22 protein-coding genes are annotated in these 24,663 nt (G+C 51.9%); 9 read left to right on the top strand and 13 right to left on the bottom strand.

Annotation, left to right across the window (positions count from 1 at the left end):
- Nucleotides 1-159: 159 nt before the first annotated feature.
- Both COO59_RS00445 and COO59_RS20750 read right to left on the bottom strand, forming a co-directional pair.
- The gene (locus tag COO59_RS00445) at nt 160-405 is read right to left on the bottom strand and encodes a biofilm development regulator YmgB/AriR family protein (RefSeq protein WP_103057881.1); all 246 of its coding nucleotides are present in this window, start codon (nt 403-405) and stop codon (nt 160-162) included.
- A gap of 780 nt (nt 406-1,185) precedes the next feature.
- On the bottom strand, nt 1,186-1,542 hold the full coding sequence (locus COO59_RS20750) for a hypothetical protein (protein WP_133158577.1): 357 nt from the start codon (nt 1,540-1,542) through the stop codon (nt 1,186-1,188).
- Nucleotides 1,543-2,228: 686 nt separating this feature from the next.
- On the opposite strand from COO59_RS20750, the gene ymcF reads away from it, so the two are divergent.
- Nucleotides 2,229-2,381 carry a cold shock small protein YmcF gene (ymcF, locus tag COO59_RS21575; RefSeq protein ID WP_420845704.1) on the top strand — a complete coding sequence of 51 codons (153 nt, stop codon included), beginning with the start codon at nt 2,229-2,231 and terminating at the stop codon, nt 2,379-2,381.
- Between the two features lie 231 nt (nt 2,382-2,612).
- Here the strand turns inward: ymcF and COO59_RS00435 are convergent, their stop codons facing one another.
- Both COO59_RS00435 and COO59_RS00430 read right to left on the bottom strand, forming a co-directional pair.
- The gene (locus COO59_RS00435) at nt 2,613-2,855 is read right to left on the bottom strand and encodes a helix-turn-helix domain-containing protein (RefSeq protein ID WP_103057879.1); all 243 of its coding nucleotides are present in this window, start codon (nt 2,853-2,855) and stop codon (nt 2,613-2,615) included.
- Between the two features lie 269 nt (nt 2,856-3,124).
- Nucleotides 3,125-3,691, bottom strand: a complete 567-nt coding sequence (locus COO59_RS00430) for a C40 family peptidase (protein WP_103057878.1) — start codon at nt 3,689-3,691, stop codon at nt 3,125-3,127.
- A 438-nt stretch (nt 3,692-4,129) separates the two neighbouring features.
- Between COO59_RS00430 and COO59_RS00425 the strand changes: the two genes are divergently transcribed.
- Nucleotides 4,130-5,629, top strand: a complete 1,500-nt coding sequence (locus COO59_RS00425; protein ID WP_103057877.1) for a PTS transporter subunit EIIC — start codon at nt 4,130-4,132, stop codon at nt 5,627-5,629.
- 87 nt (nt 5,630-5,716) lie between these two features.
- A complete protein-coding gene (gene malI, locus COO59_RS00420; RefSeq protein WP_103057876.1) occupies nt 5,717-6,733 on the top strand; it encodes a Mal regulon transcriptional regulator MalI in 1,017 nt (338 codons plus the stop codon).
- 95 nt (nt 6,734-6,828) lie between these two features.
- Here malI and COO59_RS00415 read toward each other — a convergent pair whose 3' ends face one another.
- The 8 genes from COO59_RS00415 to COO59_RS00380 all read right to left on the bottom strand — a co-directional run bounded on the left by COO59_RS00415 (nt 6,829) and on the right by COO59_RS00380 (nt 15,557).
- Nucleotides 6,829-7,755 (bottom strand): substrate-binding domain-containing protein, encoded by a 927-nt coding sequence (locus COO59_RS00415; RefSeq protein ID WP_103057875.1) that lies wholly within the window; start codon nt 7,753-7,755, stop codon nt 6,829-6,831.
- 216 nt (nt 7,756-7,971) lie between these two features.
- A complete protein-coding gene (locus COO59_RS00410; RefSeq protein ID WP_103057874.1) occupies nt 7,972-8,898 on the bottom strand; it encodes a substrate-binding domain-containing protein in 927 nt (308 codons plus the stop codon).
- A 102-nt stretch (nt 8,899-9,000) separates the two neighbouring features.
- Nucleotides 9,001-10,032, bottom strand: a complete 1,032-nt coding sequence (locus COO59_RS00405) for an ABC transporter permease (protein WP_103057873.1) — start codon at nt 10,030-10,032, stop codon at nt 9,001-9,003.
- Between the two features lie 78 nt (nt 10,033-10,110).
- On the bottom strand, nt 10,111-11,226 hold the full coding sequence (locus tag COO59_RS00400) for a Gfo/Idh/MocA family protein (RefSeq protein WP_103057872.1): 1,116 nt from the start codon (nt 11,224-11,226) through the stop codon (nt 10,111-10,113).
- Nucleotides 11,227-11,237: 11 nt separating this feature from the next.
- A complete protein-coding gene (gene iolG / locus COO59_RS00395) occupies nt 11,238-12,233 on the bottom strand; it encodes an inositol 2-dehydrogenase (protein ID WP_103057871.1) in 996 nt (331 codons plus the stop codon).
- A 31-nt stretch (nt 12,234-12,264) separates the two neighbouring features.
- On the bottom strand, nt 12,265-13,257 hold the full coding sequence (locus COO59_RS00390) for a hydroxyacid dehydrogenase (protein WP_103057870.1): 993 nt from the start codon (nt 13,255-13,257) through the stop codon (nt 12,265-12,267).
- A 1-nt stretch (nt 13,258) separates the two neighbouring features.
- Entirely contained in the window at nt 13,259-14,077 is an 819-nt protein-coding gene (locus COO59_RS00385; RefSeq protein WP_103057869.1) for an HpcH/HpaI aldolase family protein, read from the bottom strand.
- Between the two features lie 10 nt (nt 14,078-14,087).
- Nucleotides 14,088-15,557: an NAD-dependent succinate-semialdehyde dehydrogenase gene (locus tag COO59_RS00380; RefSeq protein WP_240614058.1), complete on the bottom strand. Its 1,470-nt coding sequence runs from the start codon at nt 15,555-15,557 to the stop codon at nt 14,088-14,090.
- A gap of 373 nt (nt 15,558-15,930) precedes the next feature.
- Here COO59_RS00380 and COO59_RS00375 point away from each other — a divergent pair, with 373 nt between their 5' ends.
- From COO59_RS00375 to COO59_RS00350, 6 genes are all read left to right on the top strand, one after another.
- On the top strand, nt 15,931-16,866 hold the full coding sequence (locus COO59_RS00375) for a MurR/RpiR family transcriptional regulator (protein ID WP_103057868.1): 936 nt from the start codon (nt 15,931-15,933) through the stop codon (nt 16,864-16,866).
- Between the two features lie 149 nt (nt 16,867-17,015).
- Entirely contained in the window at nt 17,016-18,860 is a 1,845-nt protein-coding gene (gene iolD, locus COO59_RS00370) for a 3D-(3,5/4)-trihydroxycyclohexane-1,2-dione acylhydrolase (decyclizing) (RefSeq protein ID WP_103057867.1), read from the top strand.
- 14 nt (nt 18,861-18,874) lie between these two features.
- Nucleotides 18,875-19,789, top strand: a complete 915-nt coding sequence (iolE, locus tag COO59_RS00365; RefSeq protein ID WP_103057866.1) for a myo-inosose-2 dehydratase — start codon at nt 18,875-18,877, stop codon at nt 19,787-19,789.
- The gene (locus COO59_RS00360) at nt 19,789-20,598 is read left to right on the top strand and encodes an SDR family oxidoreductase (protein WP_103057865.1); all 810 of its coding nucleotides are present in this window, start codon (nt 19,789-19,791) and stop codon (nt 20,596-20,598) included. The genes iolE and COO59_RS00360 overlap by 1 nt, the downstream gene beginning before the upstream one ends.
- A 246-nt stretch (nt 20,599-20,844) precedes the next feature.
- Nucleotides 20,845-22,329 carry a sugar ABC transporter ATP-binding protein gene (locus COO59_RS00355; RefSeq protein WP_103057864.1) on the top strand — a complete coding sequence of 495 codons (1,485 nt, stop codon included), beginning with the start codon at nt 20,845-20,847 and terminating at the stop codon, nt 22,327-22,329.
- A 19-nt stretch (nt 22,330-22,348) separates the two neighbouring features.
- Entirely contained in the window at nt 22,349-23,371 is a 1,023-nt protein-coding gene (locus COO59_RS00350; protein ID WP_205960840.1) for an ABC transporter permease, read from the top strand.
- A 110-nt stretch (nt 23,372-23,481) separates the two neighbouring features.
- On the opposite strand, the gene COO59_RS00345 is transcribed toward COO59_RS00350, so the two are convergent.
- Nucleotides 23,482-24,636 carry an anaerobic sulfatase maturase gene (locus tag COO59_RS00345; RefSeq protein WP_103057862.1) on the bottom strand — a complete coding sequence of 385 codons (1,155 nt, stop codon included), beginning with the start codon at nt 24,634-24,636 and terminating at the stop codon, nt 23,482-23,484.
- Nucleotides 24,637-24,663 lie beyond the last annotated feature (27 nt).

Here is a 24,663-nt window from a genome sequence, read left to right as displayed (position 1 = left end):
AAGAGGGACATCCTGTTACAAAGCACGTAAGGCCGGCCGCTTTAGCGGTGGATCCGGCAAGACAGCCGCCCGTTTATCGGTCAGTCGGTGAGTTGCTGACTGACGGCATAGTGGCGTTAATTCTGATGCCGCCTTATTGCCGGAGGCGACAGCGCAGCGTTAGCATCTGTCGCCACGCAGTAATAATTCCAGTGCCTGACGATAAAGCTGAAGCCTGGCGTTATCATTTTCTGTTTCAATCTTTTCTAACAAACCTGCAATGATGTTTTTTTCACTGCGCACCTGTTTTTTACTGGCGATATTATCCATCAGAGTTTGCAGAGCGACTTCATGACTTTTTTCCTTTACTCCCGACTGTTTAAAATAGTCGGCAATCTGTGTCTCAATACCTTGCTTATAGCTCACAGCTAATCTCCCGTGAAATCAATACATGTTAAAAGATAATGTGACATCAAAAGCTGATGGCTTTATTGCTCCTGTAGAGGAAAAGAAGCCGTTGATAACAGGGTGGTTTATTTTTTTACCGAGGCAGCATAACTTCCTGATGTGATTTTTGATTTATCATGGCTGCTGAAGTTATATCGGAAAATTAATATTTAGCCAGTTGTTTATTTATCTTTTTGTGTGGTATGACCACTTTACGAGATATTATCATGCATTGTTAATTATTTTCGTAATATTAATTAGTTTGCTAAATTTTAGTTTGGATACCATTTAAAATTGAATTAATTCGGGGGGGTTGTTTCTTATTATTAGTTATCTGTATGTTAAGTTTTTGGTGGTAACAGGTGAGGTTAATTTTAAATGTTAGGTATTTTTAAAAACAGAAAAGGTACAAATTTATTATATAAAGCGTGTTGGCTGGGTAACGTATTCGCTTGCCATCCTCCCTGGGCTATCCAAAGATGGCTGGATAGCTTTTTGTTTTTTAACGCCCGTTTAATTTAACTGAATAAGGAATGAGTGATAGCAAAGCTAATTAACTTTATTGATTTATTTTCAATGAGTTAACATGACTTGAAGTGAGGGGTGCCGTTGTGCAGGATGTTATCTGCTGCCTGAGGCTTCAGACGGGCAGATAGCGTAAATTATCGGGTGTAACGATTATCCGTCAGAAAAATAATTAAACCGTTAAAAAACGCCAGGGCAGAGCTGCGCGCGTCATACCCCGGAATTTAAAGCAGGTTAATGGGTGACGAAGGGGCACTTTTTTATTCGGCACTTGTGCTTGTAGGCGCAGTTCGCTTCAAATTGGTGACGATTGCCCGGGCAGTTTTTATTGTAGTCATGCAGTTTCTGCCAATAAACCGCGCGGAAGACGGCAACGTCAAGCATGGTAAAAGGCTGATTATGTCCATTGACAATCAGACCATTATCAGAAGTTTCCAGCCTGTCACCGGGAAATAAGTAACCGTCTGATCCATACCACAAGACAAACTTCAGATTATATGGCGAGCTAACAAGCGAAAAGGCTGTATCTGAATCGGGGCTGACAATAGAGTCAAGTACATACCAAACCATAACTGCTCCATCAAGCGACACAAAAAATCCTGATTTTTGGTTAATAGAGTCTCGACTCTACTAAAGAGATTATAGTCAGAATTTACTGTACTTCATGGAAATTAATTAATTTATTGCAACTTTTTTAGCATCTTGATTTAACTTATTGATTATTTTGCGAAATGAAATAAGTATTTGTTGCGGCGACGTAGCGCAGCGATAAAGAGCAGGCGAGAGGTGACAAAAAGTAAATCAGATATTTTTTGAAAAGCCGCAATACCTGTACTTTAAGTGAGTTGTTACATAAGCTATTTTAAACTAATGTGGGTGGCGTTGGTTGAGGGCAATTGTGAAGCCGTTAAGGCTGTCCGGCAACGACAAAGCCGACGGATACTGCTGTGCTGTTCGGTGCAAAAAAATCCATCAGGTTGCCACACCAGGGAAACCTTTCAGAAATTAGCGCTTCGCTTTTCTGAAGAAAAATATAAAAAAATAGATAACTATTAGGGCCGCCTTTGGGTGGCCTTTTTTACTTTCACCGCTTGTCCAGGCACCAGGCAGCAATGAGCCGCCCTTTATCGCGCTTCGGAGTGGTTGCCGAACGGAGTGGTTGCCGAACATAGCTTAGTGTTAAATACAGCCGGTAAAATAAAAATCAATAAACAGCAGACAGCGCCAGCGAAGGGTGCTAATCTGGCTAATCATTCAATAAATATTAAGGTTTTCTTATTTTAACTATTAAATATCGATGCTCACGCTGTCAGGGTCATCAATGCCGTATCTCTTTGTTCGACGTTTCAATTCGTAATCCCCATGGCGCCATCTGCATCTTCTGTAAATCCCCCATGCTTGTAAGCTACCTGACGCCTCAGGCTGCCTGAATCGTTTCGTTTGCTCTCTTTTCTCTGCAAGGCATAGCTTCTCTGCGTTTCGCTAACGCCTTTGCGATTTGAGGTGGGATGCCTGCAATCCTGTTTCATCTTAATCAGATCGGGAAAAAGATGGCTGGCGGCGGCTATTCGTTTAGCGACATAACACAAAAAATAACCATGCGTAGCTTCTGGCTGCCGCTATGCGGTTAGCCGCCATCAGGAACGTAGCGGTCACGCAGCTTATTTTCTCGGCGTCAGCAGATAATCAGGATGTTTTCCCGCCAGCAACAGCAGCAGCTCATATTCACCCTGACTAAGCCCTCCATTTTTGCTCGCATCCATCTCCGACTCTTTCTTTTGCCATACGCGTAAGCTGTAGTTAAAGCGTTCTGCCGCTTCCGCCTGCGTCAGGCCCGCTGCCTGACGGGTAGTTTTAATGGTGGCCCCGGTTGCGGGAATCATGGACAGTACTTTCAGAGGCATCGCAATCTCCACAACGATTTATAATAAGTTTTTTCCTAAGCATTAACACGGACCCTTCCGGTGTCAAGGCGAGCTAATTCGTTGTGGTTTTATAATTGCCTGATATTACAGTCTTTGCCTGATTTTTAACCTTTCGCAAAATTAAATTTTCAGCCAATGCTGAAAAATCAGACGATCGGTTGGGGCGGAAGGATACGCCGCTGGCTATCGCTGTGCTGATTTTTTGCGTTTACGCGCTGCGTCTGAAACTAACAGAAACGGGCTATCAGCTAATTTCTTTGGCTTAAGCTCATGCCGTCATTATTTAAGGTGATACCGGCGCCATATTCTTTCTTCAGCCGGCGTGCCTGGTAAAAAACGGACTGCCAGTAAGGATTGTCCAGCGAGGAACGAATCACGCCTTTGCTGGTGGAAGCATGCAGGAAATGTCTGTCGGTATCGTAAAAACCGACGTGCATCCCGCCATTAATGCGGAAGAAAACTAAATCGCCGGGGCGCAGCTGCGTTGGCGTAACGTGAGTGCCCATATGGATAAGGTCGCGCGTAGTCAGCCGCTCTACCGGTAAATTAAAGCGATCTTTTAACGTTCTCCAGACAAAACCTGAACAATCCACGCCTGACAATTTAGTCCCGCCCCATTCATAGGGCGTTCCGTGCCAGGTATGCATTTGATCGTGCAGGGCCGCAATTACCGGAATCAAATCAGCCTGCTCATCTTGCGCGCTGGCATCGGCTGGATCCTGCGCCGTTGCTGACTTTTTACCAGATGATGAAGAACAACCTACAAGGGTAATAAAAGAGACAAGCAATAACGTTTGGGCCAGTTTGCGATTCATTTTAGATTAGCGCGCTATAGGAAATGGAAAGTTGCTGAATACTCTGTTTTATAACTGAAAGAAGCGCTACCCAGAACCTTATCTTTTTCTCTTTACGTTAATTTACCGGAACGCGGCCAGGCAATGCCTGTTTTGCCGTCATGCTTGCATGGTTTGCAAGAGGCTGAGCAACAGCGCGTTAATCGATGCACCGAATACAACGCCAGCGCCTGTACAACGCCCTTGCCGAAGCGCCTGCGGCAGAGGTTTTTCCCGCGTTCTGACAGCACGATCTTTGATGGACTTCAAATAATCATCATTCCCTGGGACTGAATGTAATATTTTTGTTGCGCACCGTTATCGCTTCTTTCACGATGGTAGAACGTTCTAATAAAACGTTCTACTTACAATTACAGCGCGATGTCGGCGCAGGTAACGGCCTTAATCCGGGGAATAAAAATGAGTCTGATAACTGGGTTTATTAAGTCGCTGTCTAAGCTCTCTATGATTGGCCGCGCATTGATGCTGCCTATCTCATTATTGCCGGCCGCCGGGCTGTTGCTGGCTTTCGGAGATAAGTTTCATTTACCGTTAATGATGAACGCGGGTGGGGTCATCTTCGATAACCTGCCGCTGCTGTTTGCCATTGGCTCTGCCGTGGGGCTGGCCTCTGAATCGGGAATTGCCGCACTTTCCGCTGCCGTGTCGGTATTTATCACCAACATGACTATCGGCACCCTCTTGTCGATTACCCCGGAAATGGCCGCGCAGGGCGGGAAGTATGCCATGGTGGTTGGCATTCCTACGCTGCAAATGGGCGTATTTGGCGGCTTGCTGTGCGGTATCCTCGCCGCCTGGTGCTATAACCGCTTTCACGCTATACAGCTGCCTGAGTTTCTCGGCTTTTTCTCAGGCAAACGCTTTGTAGCTATCGCCACGGCGTTCCTCTCCTTCCTGCTTGGCCTGCTGCTGCCCTATATCTGGCAATACATTCAATCCGGTATTGATACGCTGTCGGTCGTGGTCAACGGCGATAACCAGGCGGCCTCTACTTTTATCTTCGGGCTGGTTGAACGGGCGCTGATCCCGCTTGGGCTGCACCACATCTGGTATCCCTCTTTCTGGTACTCGTTCGGCGATTACACCACGCAGGCCGGGCAGGTTATTCATGGCGACCAGACTATCTGGTTCAAAATGCTGGAAGAGGGCGTGAAATCTTTCAGCAGCGACAGTTACCAGAATGCCGGTAAATTCATGCAGGGCGAATTCCCGTTAATGCTGTTTGCGCTGCCGGCGGCCTGCCTGGCGATGTACCATGAGGCGCAGACGAAGAACAAAAAAATCGCTGCGGGGATTTTATTTTCCGCCGCGCTGACCTGCTTCCTGACAGGGATTACCGAACCGGTTGAATTCACCTTTATCTTTGTCGCGCCGATCCTGTATGTCTTTAATGCAATAATGGCCGGGCTGTCATATATGTGTATGTATCTGTTGCATGCGCATATCGCCAAATCTTTCTCTGCCGGGCTTATTGACTATATTTCGTTCGGCATTCTGCCTTCGTTCAACGGCTATCAGACCAACTTCCTCAATGCCATCATTATTGGGGTGCCTATGGGGCTGATTTACTATGTCACTTTCCGGTTTGTCATCCGCCGTTTTGATATTAAAACACCGGGCCGTGCTGATGTGACTGCCGATGCCAGTGATAAAACAGACGAAGAATTGGCCACAGAAATCATTGGTCTGCTGGGTGGCGCCCGAAATATTGATTCCGTAGGCGCCTGCATTACCCGTCTGCGTCTTGAAGTTACCCAGGGCGGGCAGGTGGATAAAGACGGTCTGAACGGTCTGGGCGCGCGCGGCGTGGTATTTGTCGGGGAAAGAGGGATTCAGGTGATCTTTGGCGCCAGGGCGCAATTTATTGCTCAGAAAATGTCCACAATGCTGGGCAAATAGCCGGGATGGATAGTAAAATAAACCTCCTGTTTTTATCCAGGAGGTTTTACTCTGACGGATAAGCACCGGTACTTTCAGGGAGAAGATGTGAAAAGAGTCAGCATCGTTGATGTCGCTAAACAGGCCGGGGTATCGGTTTCAACCGTATCGCTGGTGTTGCGCCGGAAAGGAAAAATTTCCGCCGCCACCATAGAGCGGGTGCATGCGGCGATGAACGCGCTGGGCTATGTGCATAATGTGGCCGCCGCCAACCTTCGCGCCAACACCTCTAATCTGATTGGCCTGATTGTGCGTGATTTCAGCGACAGCTTTGCTATCAAAGTGATGGCGAGTATCGTGCAGGAGCTGGAACGCCAGCAATATATGGTGTTCCTGGGACAGCCGCAGGATGAAGGCGACGCGCTTGAGCGCTGCCTGCTTTCCTTCAAACAGCAGGGCGTAGCGGGGGTGATCTATCTGGCATCGGATGTCACGGCCTCCTCGTTGCCAGAAAAGATCCGCCGCTGCCCGCTGCCTCTGGTGGTGGTTTCGCAATCGCTGCAGGAAGACGCCTGCGATTTGGTGATACGTGATAACCGGCAGGCGGCTAATCTGGCCACCCGCTATTTGATTGAACGCGGCCACCGCAACATCGCCTATATCGGCGGGGCGGAAAACGATCGGATTCGCCTGCAGCGTCTGCTGGGTTTTGGCAGCGCGCTGGCGCAGTATGGGATGGTTCTCCGTGAAGAGTTGACGCCCGCCTGCGCCGAAAGTACGCAGGCGGCCAGCCAGGTTACCCGTCAGCTGCTGGAGAACAACAACACCATTACGGCGCTGCTCTGCCATTCGCCAAATGCGGTGATTGGCGGCATTAGCGGTATTCATCAGGTCGGCCGTACGCTTGGCAAGGATGTATTTCTGACGCAGCAGGTGGCGCTGCTCGGCTTCGAGGATATGCTGCACGTTAACCTCACGTCGCCCTCCTTTACCTATGTATCTTCCGCCAGCGAAGAAACGGGCCGTCAGGCCGCTGGCTTAATTCTCCGTAAACTGAATGAGCCGGATCTTCCCCCGCAGCGTATCAGCCTCTCCGGGCACCTGGTTATACGCGAGTCGGCATAAATTCCGCTGTTTTTTGTTAGTTGCCGAAGCGGCAGAAAGATAAAAAAGCACCTGCAAAAAAACGCAGGTGCAAAGGAGCACAGAGAGCGGCGAGATTAATGGGGCATAAACTTCTGATAGTTCTCCGGCGTAACCAACTGGAACGGGATGAAGTTAATAGCCTGTACGCTTTCGCCTTTGGCGGCTTTGTCCGCCATATCCACCGCGCCGTAGGCCTGCGATTTCGCATCCTGGAATACGGTATCGGTCATCATGCCGGCTTTAATCGCCTGCAGGCCATTCGGGCCGCCGTCGGTGCCGCCAACTAAAATATCCTGGCCAATTTTCAGACCGTTGCTTTTGATAGCCATTGCGGCGCCAATCGCCATTTCATCGCCATTTGCAGACAGAATGTCAATTTTATCGCCGGCCAGAATCCAGTTATTCATTAAATTCATGCCATCTTCACGCATCCATTTTGCCGTATCTTCAACGATAATATGCATATTCGGATGTTTGGCGATAATTTCTTTCGCGCCCTGGGTTCTGAAGCGCGTTGCGTCGTTGCTTAATAAACCTTTCATGATCGCGACGTTAACGCTTTCCCGGTCTTTCACTTTATCCGCCAGATATTGCATCTGCAGGCGACCGGCTTCAATTTCATCACTGCCGATATAGCTTACGCCATCACCCATTTTAGAATCAGACGGCATACGGTTGAGATAGATTAACGGGATTTTAGCCGCGCGTGCCGCAGCGGACATATTTTTGGTGCCCTGCGTATCTACCGGAGTAACAATAATGACATCCACTTTACCATTAATAAAACTTTGAACCTGGCTCAGTTGTTTATCGACCGCGCCCTGCGCATCTTCAAACTGAATTTTCATGTCGGGATGGGTTTTGGCCTGCTCGATAATATAGCCACGCAGACGGGAAAGAAATACATCATCCATTTGCGCAATACTGACGCCAACTTGTACTGCAAAGGCTGCCGGACTGAGCGAGAGTAGAGTCAGAGCAATTAAGGCGAATCTTTTCATGATAACCTTCCATATAGGTTAATGGCTTTGGTGTTGTCATTTGAGGCAGATAGCTGATTATTATTCCCGTGGCGGAACAGTTTAACTATCCACTTTATCTGTCGAGCCGATAAGGCATTTCTCAAAAATTATCTCAGCGGACTCTTCAGGTCTGTGAATTGAAAGTCAAAAAACCAGCACCTGTAATCAATACAGGTGCGAGAGATCCCGTAACGCTTATTTTGTCATAAATTTCTGGTAGTTTTCCGGCGTAATCAACTGGAACGGGATGAAGTTAATAGCCTGTACGCTTTCGCCTTTGGCCGCTTTTACCGCCATATCCACCGCGCCGTAGGCCTGCGATTTCGCATCCTGGAATACGGTAGCGGTCATCAGGCCGGTTTTAATCGCCTGCAGGCCATTCGGGCCGCCGTCGGTGCCGCCAACTAAAACATCTTTCCCCACTTTCATCCCGTTACTTTTGATAGCCATCGCGGCGCCGATCGCCATTTCATCTGAGTTCGCAGACAGAATGTCAATTTTATCGCCGGCCAGAATCCAGTTATTCATTAAGTTCATGCCATCTTCACGCATCCATTTTGCCGTATCTTCAACGATGACATGCATATTCGGATGTTTGGCGATAATTTCTTTCGCGCCCTGGGTTCTGAAGCGCGTTGCATCGTTGCTTAATAAACCTTTCATGATCGCGACGTTAACGCTTTCCCGGTCTTTCACTTTATCCGCCAGATATTGCATCTGCAGGCGACCGGCTTCAATTTCATCACTGCCGATATAGCTGACGCCATCACCCATTTTAGAGTCAGACGGCATACGGTTGAGATAGATTAGCGGGATTTTAGCCGCGCGTGCCGCAGCGGTAATGTTTTTCGTTCCCTGGGTATCAACGGGTTGGACAATAATAACGTCCACTTTGCCGTTAATAAAGTTTTGTACCTGGCTTAGCTGTTTATCAGGCGCGCCCTGTGCATCTTCAAACTGAATCTTCATATCAGGATATTCTTTGGCGTGCTCAATAATATGGGCGCGCAGCAGCGAGTGAAATACCACATCCATTTGTGAGAAGCTAATACCAATCTGTAAAGCAAATGCTGAAGGACTGATGGAAATCAGAGCGAGGCAGAATAAAATAAGTTTTTTCATGATAGTCTTCCATAGTAATGATTGCAGTCAGAATGTATCTGACATCGCCGGTTTTATTATCGACATCACTTTCGTAGGGTTTATTGCTACAGCAGATATTATTCAGCGTTTCTTTTTGTTGCGATACATATCAATAGCGACGGCGCTCACGATAATAGCTCCTTTAATAATGTCCTGAATATAAGCATCGATACCAATAAAAGTGAAACCGCTCTTAATAAGGCCCAGGATACAGGCGCCGATCAGCGTCCCGGTAATGCGGCCAACGCCGCCCATCAGGCTGCTGCCACCAATGACCGCAGCAGCGATGGCGTCCAGTTCATAAGACATCCCCATGCTGGACTGTCCACTGCTGACGCGCGCGGCGAGCACGACACCCGCTAAACCAGCTAAACCGCCGGCAATGGTATAAACCATCACGAGATACTTCTTCACGTTAATTCCGGAAACCTGAGCGGAAACGATATTGCCGCCGATGGCATAGATATATTTTCCGTAACGTGTGGAACGCAGTGCAATATGGAATACGAAAGCGACCAGCAGGAAGATCACTACGGGCATCGCACCCTGACCAATAGCGGTAAAACTGTCAGAGAGGAAACTGACCGGATTACCCTGGGTGTAATATTGCGCCAGGCCGCGGGCGGACACCATCATCCCAAGCGTGGCGATAAAAGGCGGTATTCCCGTCCGGGTAATCAATATGCCATTAATAAACCCGCAGATTAATCCGACGCCAATGCCGGCACAAACCGGGATGACCGCCGGCAGATTCACCAGCGAGGGGAACATGGGTGACATGCTATCTGAAGTTTGCGCCAGGCTGGCGGCAATAACGGCCGATAAGGCAATGAGCGAACCCGATGATAAATCGATCCCTGAGGTAATAATGACCTGGGTCACGCCTACGGCAATAATGCCGATAATGGCAACCTGCAAGACAATCAGGATCAATCTGTTGGTGTTAAGTAGAAAAGACTGATCGCGTAAATACCATCCTGCACATTCAAATACGAGTGCGATTAATACCATTACGACAAATATGCCGGTATCTTTGGGCAGACTACGGGATAGCGACTGCCAGCTAAATGAAGATTTCCCTTCATTGATTTCAGTTGTATTACTGTCAGACATAACATTCTCCTCGTATTTCTTTTCATATGCAGAAACAAGAGTCTGGGCCTGGCTTCCTTGCCAGGCGTAACGCGTGATTTAGATTTTTATCCAGCTTCTTTCACGGGAAGAGGCGACGGCGGCATCGACCACTTTCTGTATTTCAAAGGCTTCTTTGAAATCCGGGCCGGCGGTGTTGCCCTTGGCGATTGCCTGAATAAATTCCAGCATTTCGATCGTTTTAAGATCGTTAAAGCCGAGCTGATGCCCCGGTGCCGGGCAGAACAGGCCGTAAGGATAATGTTCCGGGCCGGCGACCAGCGTGACAAAACCGTTTTTGCTTTCATCTTCGCTGAAGCGGAAATATTGCAGCTCGTTGAAACGCTCCTGGTTAAAAATCAGCGAGCCTTTCGAGCCGGTGATTTCAAAGCCCAACTGCATTTTATGCCCTGCAGCGACCCAGTTGGCTTCGATATGGCCGCTGCAGCCGCGGGCAAATTTCACCGTCAGGCGGGCGATGTCATCCACTTCCACCGCTTTGCTTGTTGTTGCGCCGGGGCTTTCCGGACGCGTTTTGATCACCGTTTCCAGGTCGGCAACCAGTTCCTCAATCGGGCCAAGCAGAAAACGCGCCATGCCAAGGATATGGCTACCCAAATCGGCTACCGCGCCCGCGCCGCCTGACGGATCGAGCCGCCATGACCAGGGAACGGTCGGGCTGGCCAGAAAATCTTCGGCGTGAATGCCGCGGAAGCCGATAATTTCTCCCAGATCGCCATCGGCGATCATTTTCTTCGCCATTTTCAGCAGCGGGTTTTTGACGTAGTTAAAACCGACCTGAGTGATCACGCCAGCCCGATCGGCGGCGCGATACATGCGTTCCGCGGTGGCGCTATCCGGGGCCAGCGGTTTCTCGCAGTGAACATGTTTACCGGCGGCAATCGCGGCGAGCGACTGCTCGGCGTGGAAGCGGTTGGGGGAGGTGATGGAAATCACATCAATCTCCGGATCGTCAATCAGATCCTGCCAGCGATTCGTCCAGCGCTGGAAGCCGAACTGCTGCTGCGCGCGCTGTGCCGCGTCGCTATCAATATCCGCCACGCTGACCAGCACCGGCTGTATATCGCCCGAAAACGACGCCGCCGCTTTCCATGCCATAGCGTGAGATTTTCCCATAAAGCCCGTACCGATCAGGCCAATACCTAACTTACGCATCGTTACTTCCCTCAATCCACATTAACAACCGTATGCGTATCCGCAGAAAGCTGCGCCGCATCCGCCAGTTTTAACGCCTGGCAACCGTCATGAATGGTCACCGGCACCGTGTCGTCATTGCTGACGGCAGAAATAAAGACATCCATTTCGCGGCGATAAGCCTCGGCGTAGCGCTGCATAAAGAAATTAAGCAGCGGACCGCGGACTTCCGTCTCCTGCGCACCGTAACGGCGTACGCCGGTATCGCGCTGGTTATCGCTGAGCATCATGCCGTTAGAGCCAAATACTTCCAGGCGCTGGTCATAGCCGTAGACCGCCTGGCGGCTGCAGTTGATCTGGCACTGTTTGCCGGAAGCCGTGCGCAGCTGTACCATCACGGTGTCGTAATCGCCCAGCGCTTCCAGCGCCGGTTCAAACAGGCGGCTGCCGGTCGCGAACACTTCCACCGGTTCCTCGCCGAGTATCCAGCGCGCCAGATCGAAGTCGTGAATCACCATGTCGCGGAAAATGCCGCCGGAGTGCTTCAGATAGTTCATCGGCGCCAGGCCCGGATCGCGGCTGGTGATGATCACCTGATGCAGATCGCCAATATCGCCGTTACGAATGCGCTGATGCATTTCGCTGTGTCCGGCATCAAAGCGGCGGTTGAAGCCCAACATTACGCGGGTGGTGTGCTCGCCGAGCGCCTGTTTCGCTTCAAGCGCTTTGCGAATATCAAGATCGACCGGTTTTTCGCACAGCACGGCTTTCCCGGCTCTGGCGGCCGCCAGCATCAATTCGACGTGAGTATCGGTCGGCGTACCGATAACCACCGCATCAATTTCTGGATGGTTGATGGCGTCCAGAGGATCTTTTACCGCGGTTCCGCCATACAGGGCGGTAAGCGCGCGGGCATTATCAATAAAGGGATCGGCAACCATCGCCAGTTGAGCATCGTTGTGGTGAGCGACGTTCGCTGCGTGAACCTGACCGATGCGGCCAGCGCCGAGAACAGCAATCTTGAGCATGATATTCTCCGTTAAGAGGATGTTATGGTGATCAGGGCAGTTGGCTCATCAGGTCGTTAAGCTGCAGAACCTGTTGATTGACTACCAGCTCGCTATCAAGTTGACCCGTAAAATAATTGACGATGTTGGTCGCCGCAGAGACCGACATACGTATTGCCGCTTCTTCGGTCAGGCCCGCCGTATGCGGGCTGAGGATTAAGCGATCGCTCTGGGCAAGCAGGGCGGCGTGAGGGGCGGGCGGCTCATCCCGCAACACATCCAGCCCCGCGCCGCCGAGGGCGTTATTTTGCAACGCGACGGCGAGCGCTTCTTCATCGACGATCCCGCCGCGGGCGGTGTTGATCAGCATGGCGCCACGCTTCATCAGCGCCAGTTCCGCCTCGCCGATAAGGGGTTTATCACCGCTTAACGGCAGATGCACGGTAACCGCGTCGGCCTGTTGCAACCCGCGCTTGATCTCGGTAATCCGTGTGACGCCGTGTTCAGCGAATACGCTGTCAGGCAGGAAAGGGTCATACGCGATGACCTGCATGTGAAAACATTTGGCCAGGCGCGCTACTTCTCTGCCGATGCGGCCGAAGCCGAGGATAAACAGCGTCCTGCCCGCGACTTCCACGGCGGAAAAGCCGTTGCGACGATTCCACTCTCCTTCGCGGATGCTGCGGTCGAAATAGCTGACGCGCTTGGCCACCGCCAGCAGCAGCGTCAGGGTGTGTTCGGCCACCGAAAGCGAGTTCACATCGCCAACGATGGTCAGCGGAATATTGCGCTTGGTCAGGGCATCGACATCCACCGAGTCGTAGCCGACACCGTGACGGGAAACAATGCGCAGCCCAGGCGCGGCGTTAATTTCACGCGCGGTTAACGGCTGGGTGCGGATCAGCAGCGCATCGGCGTCTTTAAGAAACGGCGCGTAGCTCTCCACGCTGACTTCGTTAACGAGCTGGACGTTAAACCCAGCGGTGCGTTGCAGAATATCAAGACCGGCCTGATGGATTTTGCCGGCGACCAGAATATTTGCCATCTCAGTATCCTCCCGGCTGGGCATATTGGCGGCTCTGCGACCCGACGCCGTTGAGTTCGCGGAACTGCTGTACGCTGGCCGCAGCGGCGGAGCGCAGCAGCTGTACATCGTTGGAGAGCGTGACCAGATCGAATCCCCACTCCGCGGCCTTCGCGGCGTAAGCCGCCGAACCGTTGTGCAGGCCAGCTTTTTTACCGGCGCGGTGCGCGGTGTGCAGGATGTGCTTGATGGCGTCGACAATTTCCGGTTCAGTACGGTCAAAACCGGTGCGATATTTACGTCCGGTTAATCCCAGCGTCAGATCGGCTGGACCGATATATACGCCGTCAAGGCCGGGGGTGGCGACGATCGCTTCAAGGTTTTCCAGCGCCTCGGCGGTTTCAATCATGGCGAAACAGACCACCTGCTCATCGGCGTGCTGGCCGTAATCCTGACCGGCGGAGAAGGACACGCGCGTGGGGCCGAAGCTGCGGCTTCCGCCAGGTGGATAGCGCACGCAGGATACCAGCGTACGGGCCTGCTCCGCGGTGTTGACCATTGGGCAAATAATGCCCCAGGCACCTGCGTCCAGCGCCTTCATGATGATGCCAGGCTCCAGCCACGGCACGCGTACCATCGGCGCAACGCCGCTGGCGCGCATCGCCTGGAGCATATGTGTAGCCTGCTCGTAGCCAACAAAACCGTGCTGCAAATCGATGGTCAGCGAGTCGTAACCCTGCTCCGCCATAATTTCCGCCGAGAAGGCGCTGGCGATGCTCAACCAGCCGTTGAGTACCGTACGTCCGTCATGCCAGCATGTTTTAAGGTTGTTCTGTTTCATCGCCTGCTCCTTACACCACAATTTGAGCCAGTTTGACGTTCATATAGTCATGAATGCCCTCGCTGCCGCCTTCACGTCCCATCCCGCTGGCTTTGATACCGCCAAAAGGCGCTTCGGCGGCGGCCAGCGCATAGCTGTTAATACCCACCATACCGGCTTCCAGCCGTGCGACCGTTTCGCGGATACGGGCAGGATCGCGAGTAAAGGCGTAGGCGGAGAGGGCAAACTCGGAGCTGTTTACCCGGCGCCACAGGTTTTCGCTGGAGCTGAATGAGGTGATAGCGGCAATGGGGCCGAAGTTTTCTTCGGCGATCGCCAGCGCGTCGTCCGGTACATCGGCAATCACCGTCGGCGCGTAGAAATAACCGCCGTTCAGGTCGATACGCTGGCCGCCGGTGACGATACGCGCGCCTTTATTGCGCGCATCCTCGACGATCGCTTCAATCGCCTTGAGGCGGCGCGGGTTGATCAGCGGCCCCATCTGCGTACCCTCTTCGAGTCCGTAACCCACTTTCAGCTTGCTGACGCGCTCGGCGAAACCGCGTACAAAATCGTCATAGCGGCTTTCATGGACATAAAAGCGATCGCAGGTGACGCAAACCTGGCCACAGTTGGCGAATTTGGTGGCCACGGAGAGATCCAGCGCTTTTTCCAGGTCCGCATCCTCATAAACGATGACCGGCGCGTTGCCGCCCAACTCCATGCTCAGACGTTTAATGGTGGCCGCCGAGTCGCGGATCATCTGCTGACCCAGCTGCGTAGAGCCCGTTAAGGAAACTTTTTTGACAATGGGGGAGGTAATCAGCGGTTCATAGGTGTCCGCCGTCGCTCCCACCACCAGATTAGCCACGCCGGCGGGCAGTCCCGCTTTACGCAGGCATTCAAAAATCAGCATTGCGGAGCCGGGAACTTCGCTGGACGGACGCAGCACCACCGTGCAGCCTGCGGCCAGGGCGGGGGCGAGTTTACGGGCCACTAACACTACCGGGAAGTTCCATGCGGTAAAGGCGGCGACGACGCCGACCGGCTCGTGCAGCACTTCGCAGCGCCCGCCAGGCACGCGGCTTTCAACTATGCGGCCATAGATGCGGCGCGCTTCTTCGGCATACCAGATAAATTGATCGATAGACAGTTCCCACTCGCGTTTGGCCTGCGCCAGCGGTTTGCCGCTCTCTTTCGAGATGAGCGGCGCTGCGTCGTTGATACAGGCCGTCATCTGACGCGCCACTTCCTGCAATAAATCGGCGCGCGTCCAGGCCGGGGTAGATTTCCAGACGCTGAAGGCATGTTCCGCGCTGGTAAGGGCTTCCTGGGTATCCGCAGCGGTCGCCGCCGGGATCTCGCCCAGCGGCTTACCGTTGCCCGGATCGATAACAATCACTGCTTCACTGCTACTGCCTTTACGCCACTGACCATTGATGAACTGTCCAAAGTCTTGATACATGATATTTCTAACCTCCGGCATATGTTTCAGGCTCATGGGATCCTGCCACTTGAAAACGGGTTAGCTGATGGGCCTCTCGTCTGAACCCAAAAACCTTGTAAGCATCAGTCCTTGCAATACTAGAGTAATTGCAATAAAAATTGCAATGAGGTTGTTAACGAAGAGTTGTTGGTTTGTTTTGTTTTTTTTATCTTTAAAAATCAATGGATAAGTTAATATCGGTTTTTGTTTCTGCCCAGAGGAGCCATGACGAAAAGTGAATTTTTAGAAGCGAATCACAAATATTGAGAAGAGTTTTTCCCTGCATGTTGCAAATACGTTAGAACTAATTGCATATATATCTTAATTGCAATTTTTATTGCGAAGAAAGGCCGGAAAGTTGAACGGTTGACCCGCAAAGGAATGATTGATGAGTAAAAGTGAGAAACGTGAAACTGTAGCTGATCCATTACCTCATGCGAACTATGAGCAGGTTGTGGATGAAATAACGAAGCGCTACCCGCAGCTGTCGGTACGCTATCAGCAGGCCGCACGTTATATCACCCAAAACCCGAATACCGTGGCGCTGGAGTCGATTAACGCCGTTGCCGCCAAATGTGGTATGCACCCTTCGGTACTGGTGCGCTTTGCGCAGGCGTTTGGCTATAGCGGCTTTAAGCAGATGCAGAGCGTGTTTCAGACGCGCCTGGCAACCGTGGCGCCGGGGTATAACGAGCGGATTACCGCGCTGGAAAACGATCTGCGTAAGAACGAGCAAAAGGGGAGCCATGGTTTCCTGCAAAGCCTGGTGATTCGCGATATTGCGACATTGCAGGAATTGCTGGACAGCGTGACGGAAGCCGATCTGGATAGTACGGCGGCGCTTCTGAAGGAAGCGGAAACCATCTATATCGCCGGTCAGCTGCGCTCCGAGCCGATCGCTTTGCTGCTGCGTTATCTGCTGACGATGCTTAACCGTCGGGTGATCCTGCTGGATTCCGCCGGCGGCCTGGCGCCGCAAATGGCAAATAATATGCGGAAGACTGATGTGCTGATTGCCATCGCCTTCCGTCATTATGCCAAAGAGGTGATAGCGATTGCCGATGATGCCAATAGCAGCCGCGTTCCGGTGGTGGCGATCACCGACAGCCCGCTATCGCCACTGGCGAAGAGCGCCAGGGTGCTGTTTACCATTCCAGAAGAGGAATACAGCTTCTCACGCTCGCTGGCGGCGCCGGTTTGTCTGGCGCAAAGCATTGCTATGGCGCTGGCGTCGGCCTTGCAGCCCACGGGTTCACCCCATATCGAAACGATTACCGAACGCGAAAAACGCACGGAAACCCTGCGTAAACGCAAGCATGATTAGTCCGTCTTAATAAGGCTTCCGTCTAAGGCAAGCGGGAGCCTTGTCGCCTGGAATTGCAGCTTTTGTTGCCATTATTAACTGGTAGCAATTTCTGTTGTTGAGTGAAACGCGATGCTGTCGTACGGCATCTAATAAGAGTGAGTGAGGATATGGCTACGATTCGTTGCACGACGGCTCAGGCGATAGTTCGCTATTTGAGCAATCAATTTACCGAAGTAGACGGCCAGCGCGTGCCGCTGTTCCCCGGCGTGTACGGGATTTTCGGTCACGGTAATGTGACCTGTCTGGGCGAAGCGCTGGAAGCGGCGCAGGAGACGCTGCCGACATGGCGTGGTCAGAACGAACAATCCATGGCCTTTGCGGCGGTGGGCTTCGCCAAAGCGATGGCGCGCCGACAGATTATGGTGGTGACGGCATCCATTGGCCCCGGCACCACCAACCTGTTGACCGCCGCGGGCGTCGCGCATACCAGCCGCTTGCCGGTGCTGATGATTTGCGGCGATAGCTTCGCCCGCCGCCATCCCGATCCGGTTATGCAGCAGGTCGAGCACTTCAACGATCCGACGCAAACCGTCAACGACGCCTTTAAGGCCGTTTCGCGCTACTGGGATCGTATTACTTATCCGGAACAAATTCTCTCTTCGCTACCGCAGGCGGTGGCAACCATGCTGGACCCTGGCGACTGCGGCCCGGCCTTTATCGGCGTTTGCCAGGATGTACAGGAGATGGCCTGGGACTATCCGGAAGAGTTCTTCACGCCGCGTCTGCATCAGATGCCGCGTCCGCGTCCCGATCGTTTACTGCTCGCCCGTGCGGTAGAGTGCCTGAAACAGGCTGAGCGGCCGCTGATTATTTCCGGCGGCGGCGTACGTTATTCACAGGCCGAGGTCGAGCTGGAACAGTTTGCCGTCGCCCACGGTATTCCGGTGGTGGAAACTATCGCCGGGAAGGGCGCCTTCAGCCACGACAATCCCGTGCATATGGGGCCAGTCGGCATTCTTGGCTCCACCTCGGCCAACGCCCTGGCGGCGACGGCGGATGTGGTGATCGCGGTGGGAACGCGGCTGATGGATTTCGTGACCGGTTCGTGGACCGTCTTCGATCATAAAGCCCAGTTTATCTCGCTGAATGCGGCCCGTTTCGACGCCCATAAGCATTTTGCCATCCCGCTGGTATGCGATGCGCGTGAAGGCATTGCCGAACTGGATGCGGCGCTGGGGAACTGGAAAGCCGCCGATAGCTGGCTGGAGAAGGGACGGCGGGAGTTCGCTAAATGGAATGAGCTGATCGCTCAGCGGCAGGAGCGCACGGTCAGCGAAGGCGATCCTACTTACGCTCAGGTGATTGGCGTGGTGAACGCGGCGGCGGCGCCGGAAGATTACATTATCAGCGCGGCAGGGGGGCTTCCCGGTGAGTTGGTGAAAGGCTGGCGGGTAAAAAATCCCGGCACCTTTGATTGCGAATTCGGCTTCTCCTGCATGGGTTATGAACTTTCTGCCGGCTGGGGAGCGGCCATGACAGAACAGGATCGGGATGTCTTCGTGATGATTGGCGATGGCACCTACATGATGATGAATTCCGACATCTATTCCAGCGTGCTGTCCGGCCATAAATTCATTTTGCTGGTGTGTGATAACGGCGGCTTTGCGGTGATTAACCGTTTGCAGAATGCGAAAGGCGGCGCCTCGTTCAACAACCTGCTGAAAGATTGCCGCGTGAAAGAGCCATTCCACGTCGATTTCGTCGCTAATGCGCAATCCATGGGCGCACTGGCGCGTAAGGTCACCTCACTGGATGAACTGGAAGAAGCCATCCGCTGGGCGAAAGGTAACGATCGCACGACGGTGATTTCCATTGCCACCCATCCGTTCGACTGGACGCCGGGCGATGCGTGGTGGGATGTCGGCGTACCAGAAGTCAGCGCCCGCGAAAGCGTTAACCAGGCTTATGCGGAACACCTTGAAGGTCGTCAAAAACAACGTATTGGCATTTAATCAGGGGAAATAAGATGACGCTTAAAGCAAAACTGGGTATCGCACCTATTGCCTGGTCTAACGACGATCTCCCGCAGTTGGGCGGCGATACGCCGCTGACGACCTGTCTGGCGGAAAGCCGTCAGGCCGGTTTCCAGGGGGTTGAAACCGGCGGGAAATTCCCGAAGACGACGACGGAGCTGCGGGCCGTATTAAGCGAATATCAGCTGGATTTAGTCTCCGGCTGGTACTCCGGTACGCTACTGGACAGTACCGTTGAGGAAGAGATTAAAAAAGCGCTGCCGCAATTGCAGTTATTCCGCGACTGTGGCGCGGTGTGTCTGGTGTACGGCGAGACGGCCGGGACTATCCAAAATCGGCAGGACATCCCGCTGGCCAATCGCCGTCGCCTTAACGAAGAGCAGATGCAGGCGTATGCGGAAAAACTATCGCAATTTGCCGCCTTCTGCCGCGATTTCGGCGTCCCGCTGGCGTTTCATCACCATATGGGAACCGCGATCGAAGACGAGCATGATATCGACCGTTTAATGGCGGCGACCTCAGCGGACGTAGGGCTGCTCTTTGATGCCGGACACCTGGTATTTGCCGGCGTCGATCCTATGTCCATTCTGGCAAAACATGGCGCGCGGATTAATCACGTGCATACCAAAGATGTGCGCGCGGAGGTGCTGCGGGCGCTTGACTGGCAGCGCGACTCTTTCCTCGACGCCGTGCTGCAAGGCGTTTATACCGTGCCCGGCGACGGCATGATCGATTTCACCGCCATTATCAACAAGCTGGCGCACATTGGCTATGAAGGCTGGTTCGTGGTGGAAGCCGAACAGGACCCGGCGAAAGCGCCGCCGCTGCAGTATGCGCAGATTGGTTATAAAACATTGAGTTCGGCGTTAGATCAGGCGGGCTATACCCTTATTAAAGGAGCATTCTGATGGGTCAGTTGCAAGGTAAAGTTGCGGTCGTTACCGGCGGTACACAGGGCGTTGGCGCCGCCATTGCGCGCCAGTTTACGCAGCAGGGCGCTGCCGCGGTGATTATTTGTGGGCGTAATCAGGATAAAGGCGAAAAGATGGCGGCGCGCCTGAGTAGCGAAAGCGCAGGCAAGGTCACTTTCGTCCGTGCGGATTTATCCTCGGTAGAGGATTGTCGCCAGGTTATTGCTACGGCGGATGAGCTGTACGGTAGGGTCGATATTTTGGTGAATGCCGGCGCTATGACCGATCGCGGCTCCATTCTGGATACTTCCCCTGAGCTGTTTGATCAAATATTCGCCACCAACGTGCGCGGTCCTTTTTTCCTGATGCAGGAGACGGTTAAGATCATGCGACGGGAAAATATTACCGGCAGCATTGTGAATATCTGTTCGATGTCTTCACTCGCCGGTCAGCCCTTTATTGCCGCCTACTGTTCTTCGAAAGGCGCGCTGGCGACGCTGACGCGCAACACGGCCTATGCGCTGCTGCGTAATCGTATTCGCGTGAACGCGCTGAATATTGGCTGGATGGCGTCGGAAGGCGAAGACCGCATTATGAAGCAATACCATAATGCGGAAGATAACTGGCTGGAGAAAGCGGCGGCGGCGCAGCCGTTTGGGCGGTTGATTCAGCCGGAAGAGGTGGCGCGCGCCGTGGCGTTCCTGGCGAGCGATGAATCTGGCCTGATGACGGGTTCGGTCGTGGAATTCGATCAGTCGGTCTGGGGCGGATATGACCAGACGCCGGCGCCTGCCAACCCACTCTAAGCGTGATGGTATCAGCCTGCATTGCAGGCTGATTTATTATGTTATTCCATTAAAAATCACCCTGTAATATTGCGATGCTTGTTATTTTTATACGGGCGATAAAAAGAATAGTTTAAACATAAATGTTCAGAAGAGCGTTTTTGTTCTCGCTATTTTTATTTATTTATCGTCAAAGAATATTGGTTCCGGCTCATTAACCACAATCAAAATTAATTATTACTCATTCAGTCGTGCGGAGGTTGATGTATGAACGTTTTTGCACTTGAAGCGGAAGGGATCAGTAAATTTTTTCCCGGCGTAAAAGCGCTCGATAATGTGTCATTACGCGTGCGACCGGGAACGGTACATGCGCTGATGGGAGAAAATGGCGCAGGTAAATCGACGTTAATGAAATGCCTGATAGGGATCTATCGCCCCGATACCGGATCCATCCGCGTCAAAGGGGAGTCGGTGCAGTTTCAGGATACGATGGATGCGCTGCGTTCGGGGATCTCGATGATCCATCAGGAATTAAACCTGGTCGCCCATATGACGGTGGCGGAGAATATCTGGCTTGGGCGTGAGCCCATGAAGTATGGCTTCGTGGATCATCGTAAACTCAATCAGCAGACGCGGGAACTGCTGAACAGGCTGAATATCCGTTTATCGCCGGAAAAAATGGTGGGCGAACTGAGTATCGCCGCTCAGCAAATGGTGGAAATTGCTAAAGCGGTATCGTGGGATGCGGATGTCGTTATTATGGATGAGCCCACGTCGGCATTAACGGAAGGAGAAGTGGTTCATCTGTTTAATATTATTCGTGACCTACGCGAGCAGGGAAAAGCCATCATCTATATCAGCCATAAAATGGATGAAATTTTCACTATTACCGATGAAGTCAGCGTCTTCCGCGATGGCGCCTGGGTGAGTAGTAAACAAACATCAGAATTTACGCGCCAGTCGCTGATTACCCAAATGGTTGGCCGCGAATTAACCCAGTTATTCCCAAAATTTAATAGCACCATCGGGGAAGAGGTGCTGACGGTGCGCAACTTGACGCGTAAAGGGCATTTTCAGGGTATCAACTTTAGCGTTCGCCGTGGGGAAATCCTCGGCGTCGCTGGCCTGGTCGGGGCCGGGCGTACCGAGGTGATGGAAAGTTTGTTTGGTATGGAGAGCTTTGATAGCGGTGAAGTGCTGATCGATGGCGTTCCCGTTAATATCGATTCCCCGGCGGCGGCAATTGACAAAGGTATGGCGTTGCTGACGGAGGATCGCAAAAAGTCCGGCTTATTCCTGGTTCTGTCGGTATTAGAGAATATGAGCATTGTTAATATGCCGGAATATATTGGTAAAAGCGGATTTGTTAAACATGTAAAAATGGCTGAGGACTGTATGGCGCAAATCCATCGTCTGAATATAAAAACCCCGACGATGGATCAGATCATTAATAACCTGAGCGGTGGTAATCAGCAGAAGGTTTTAATTTCACGTTGGCTATTAGCACAGCCGAAAATCCTGATTCTGGATGAACCGACCCGTGGCATTGATGTGGGAGCAAAAGCGGAAATTTATCATCTGATCAGTGAACTGGCGAACCGTGGAGTCGCCGTCATTATGGTTTCTTCTGAGCTGCCTGAGATCCTTGGAATGAGCGATCGCGTGATGGTCATGCATGAAGGACGTATCACCGGCATCCTCGACAGGGAAGTGGCCGATCAGGAATCCATTTTGTCGTTGGCATCTAATTGAGGCGTAGAAAATGAGCAATATGAAATTAACCGCGGCTCCGGTCAGCGCACGGCCATCCTTCTTTGGCCAGTTACGCCATAAATTACCCAAAGACACCGGCATATTTGTTGTCATGATCGCCATGGCTTTAATTTTTGAAGCTGCAGGCTGGTATGTGCGCGATCAATCCTTTTTATTAAATTCCAATCGTCTGATACTGATTGTATTGCAGGTCGCCATTATCGGTATTATTGCCGTAGGCGTTACGCAGGTCATTATTACCACCGGGATCGATCTCTCCTCCGGTTCGGTGATTGCGCTGGCGGCGGTGGTTGCGGCAAGCCTGGCGCAAACGTCGGATAGCCTGTCGCCCATGTTTCCCGCGCTGGTGAACCTGTCGGCGGTCATCCCTGTTGGCGCCGGGATTGGCGTCGGATTAATCTGCGGGTTCATTAATGGCGCGCTGGTTACCCGTACCGGGATACCGCCTTTTATCGCCACGCTCGGGATGATGGTATCCGCCCGCGGCCTGGCGCAATATTATACTCAGGGTAATCCGATTAGCTTCCTCTCTGACAGCTTTACCGCTATCGGGCAGGGAGCCATGCCGGTCATTATCTTTTTCGTGATTGCAGCGCTATTCCATACCGCGCTGAAACATACCCGCTACGGTAAATATATTTATGCTATTGGCAGTAATATCACTTCGGCAAAGGTTTCCGGTATTAATGTTAATAAATACCTGATTATCGTCTATACCATTGCCGGGGCGTTGGCCGGTCTGGCTGGTGTGGTACTTGCCGCGCGCGTCAGCAGTGGGCAGTCCAGCATGGGAATGTCCTATGAACTGGATGCCATTACCGCCGCTGTGATTGGCGGCAGCAGTCTGATGGGCGGCGTTGGACGTATTACGGGAACGCTGATTGGCGCGGTGATCCTCGGCCTGATCAAAAGCGGTTTTACCTTTATCGGCGTAGATGCCTACGTGCAGGATATTATCAAGGGAATAATTATTGTCTCTGCGGTTGCCATTGATATGCGGCGTAATCGTAAAAAAAGATGATAAACCAAACCAGAGAGAGCGGTGTCGGGAACAACACCGCTTTATTCTTCCTGCCATTTATTTAAGCCTGCCTGGATGCCCGGACTTTCATCTCCATAAATGAATGCTTATCAGGATGGGGAAATATCATCGTAAATAGACATGATATTGTCTAACGGAATATTATGCTTAGCCAGCTCAACGAAAGCATTCAGGTAGGGAAGCATGGTTGAAAACATCATCTTATATCCCTGGCAAAAATAAGAGATTTTGGCTCCTGTCCCTTTGTTGATCCGGTGTTTAGGACATCCACCACCGCAAAGCGGCTTATAGATACACTGCTGGCACTCCTGCGCCAGAATCTGTTTCTGCGCGGTCAGGCGAGTGCTTTCAAGTGAAGCCAGCGAATCTGCGAAGATATTACCTATTTTATATTCCGGCCAGACAAAGTGATCGCATTCATACACATCGCCATTTGACTCCACAACGAAGTTATTACGGCATGATTCCTGAAAAATGCAGCTGGTATGCCCATTGCCGAGCACCCGACTGATGGTGCTCTCAAACTGGCGAATAAAAATGCTACCCACATCCGACCTCACCCAGACTTTGAAAATTTCCGCCATAAACCGGCCATAGTCAGCTGACGGTACGGAGAAATCAATCAGCCGGAATGTGTCGGGTGAATGCGCGAAATGAATATTGGGTTCACTGGTTTCCAGAAGTTCAATAAATTGCATATGGCGGCTGCCAATGCTTTTCAGAAACGCATAAACTTTTAGCGGGTGACGCACATTATCGTTGTTAATAACCGTTAGCGTATTGAATTCAACCTGATGTTTTTTCATCAGATTAATGGCAGCCATCACTTTCTCAAAGGTTCCCCTCCCTGAGCGTGTCAGTCGATAACGATCGTGCAATTCCTTCGGGCCATCAATGGAAATCCCCACCAGGAAATGGTGTTCTTTCAGGAAACGACACCATTCATCGTTCAGCAGGATACCGTTGGTCTGCAGGGCATTGTGAATTTTTTTATGTCCTGCAAACTGTTGTTGCCAGCCCACCGCCTTACGGAAAAAATCCAGGCCGGCCAGCGTGGGTTCTCCGCCTTGCCAGGTGAAATATACCGCCTCTTCGGAAGCGTCGATATAGTTTCTGATGAAGGTTTTCAGCGTACGATCGTCCATTTGAGGCGGGTAGGTAAATTGCGCTTCTTTATCAAGATAGAAGCAGTAATCGCACTGGAGATTGCACTGATAGCTGGTTGGCTTAGCGGTTATATGCATAATTTTCTCTGGAAATAAGATGGCGGG

Source organism: Mixta theicola, from assembly GCF_002895925.1.
Taxonomy (GTDB): Bacteria; Pseudomonadota; Gammaproteobacteria; order Enterobacterales; family Enterobacteriaceae; genus Mixta; species Mixta theicola.
Note: the sequence above shows the minus strand (reverse complement) of the source record. Positions and strands in the feature narration are given on the sequence as shown.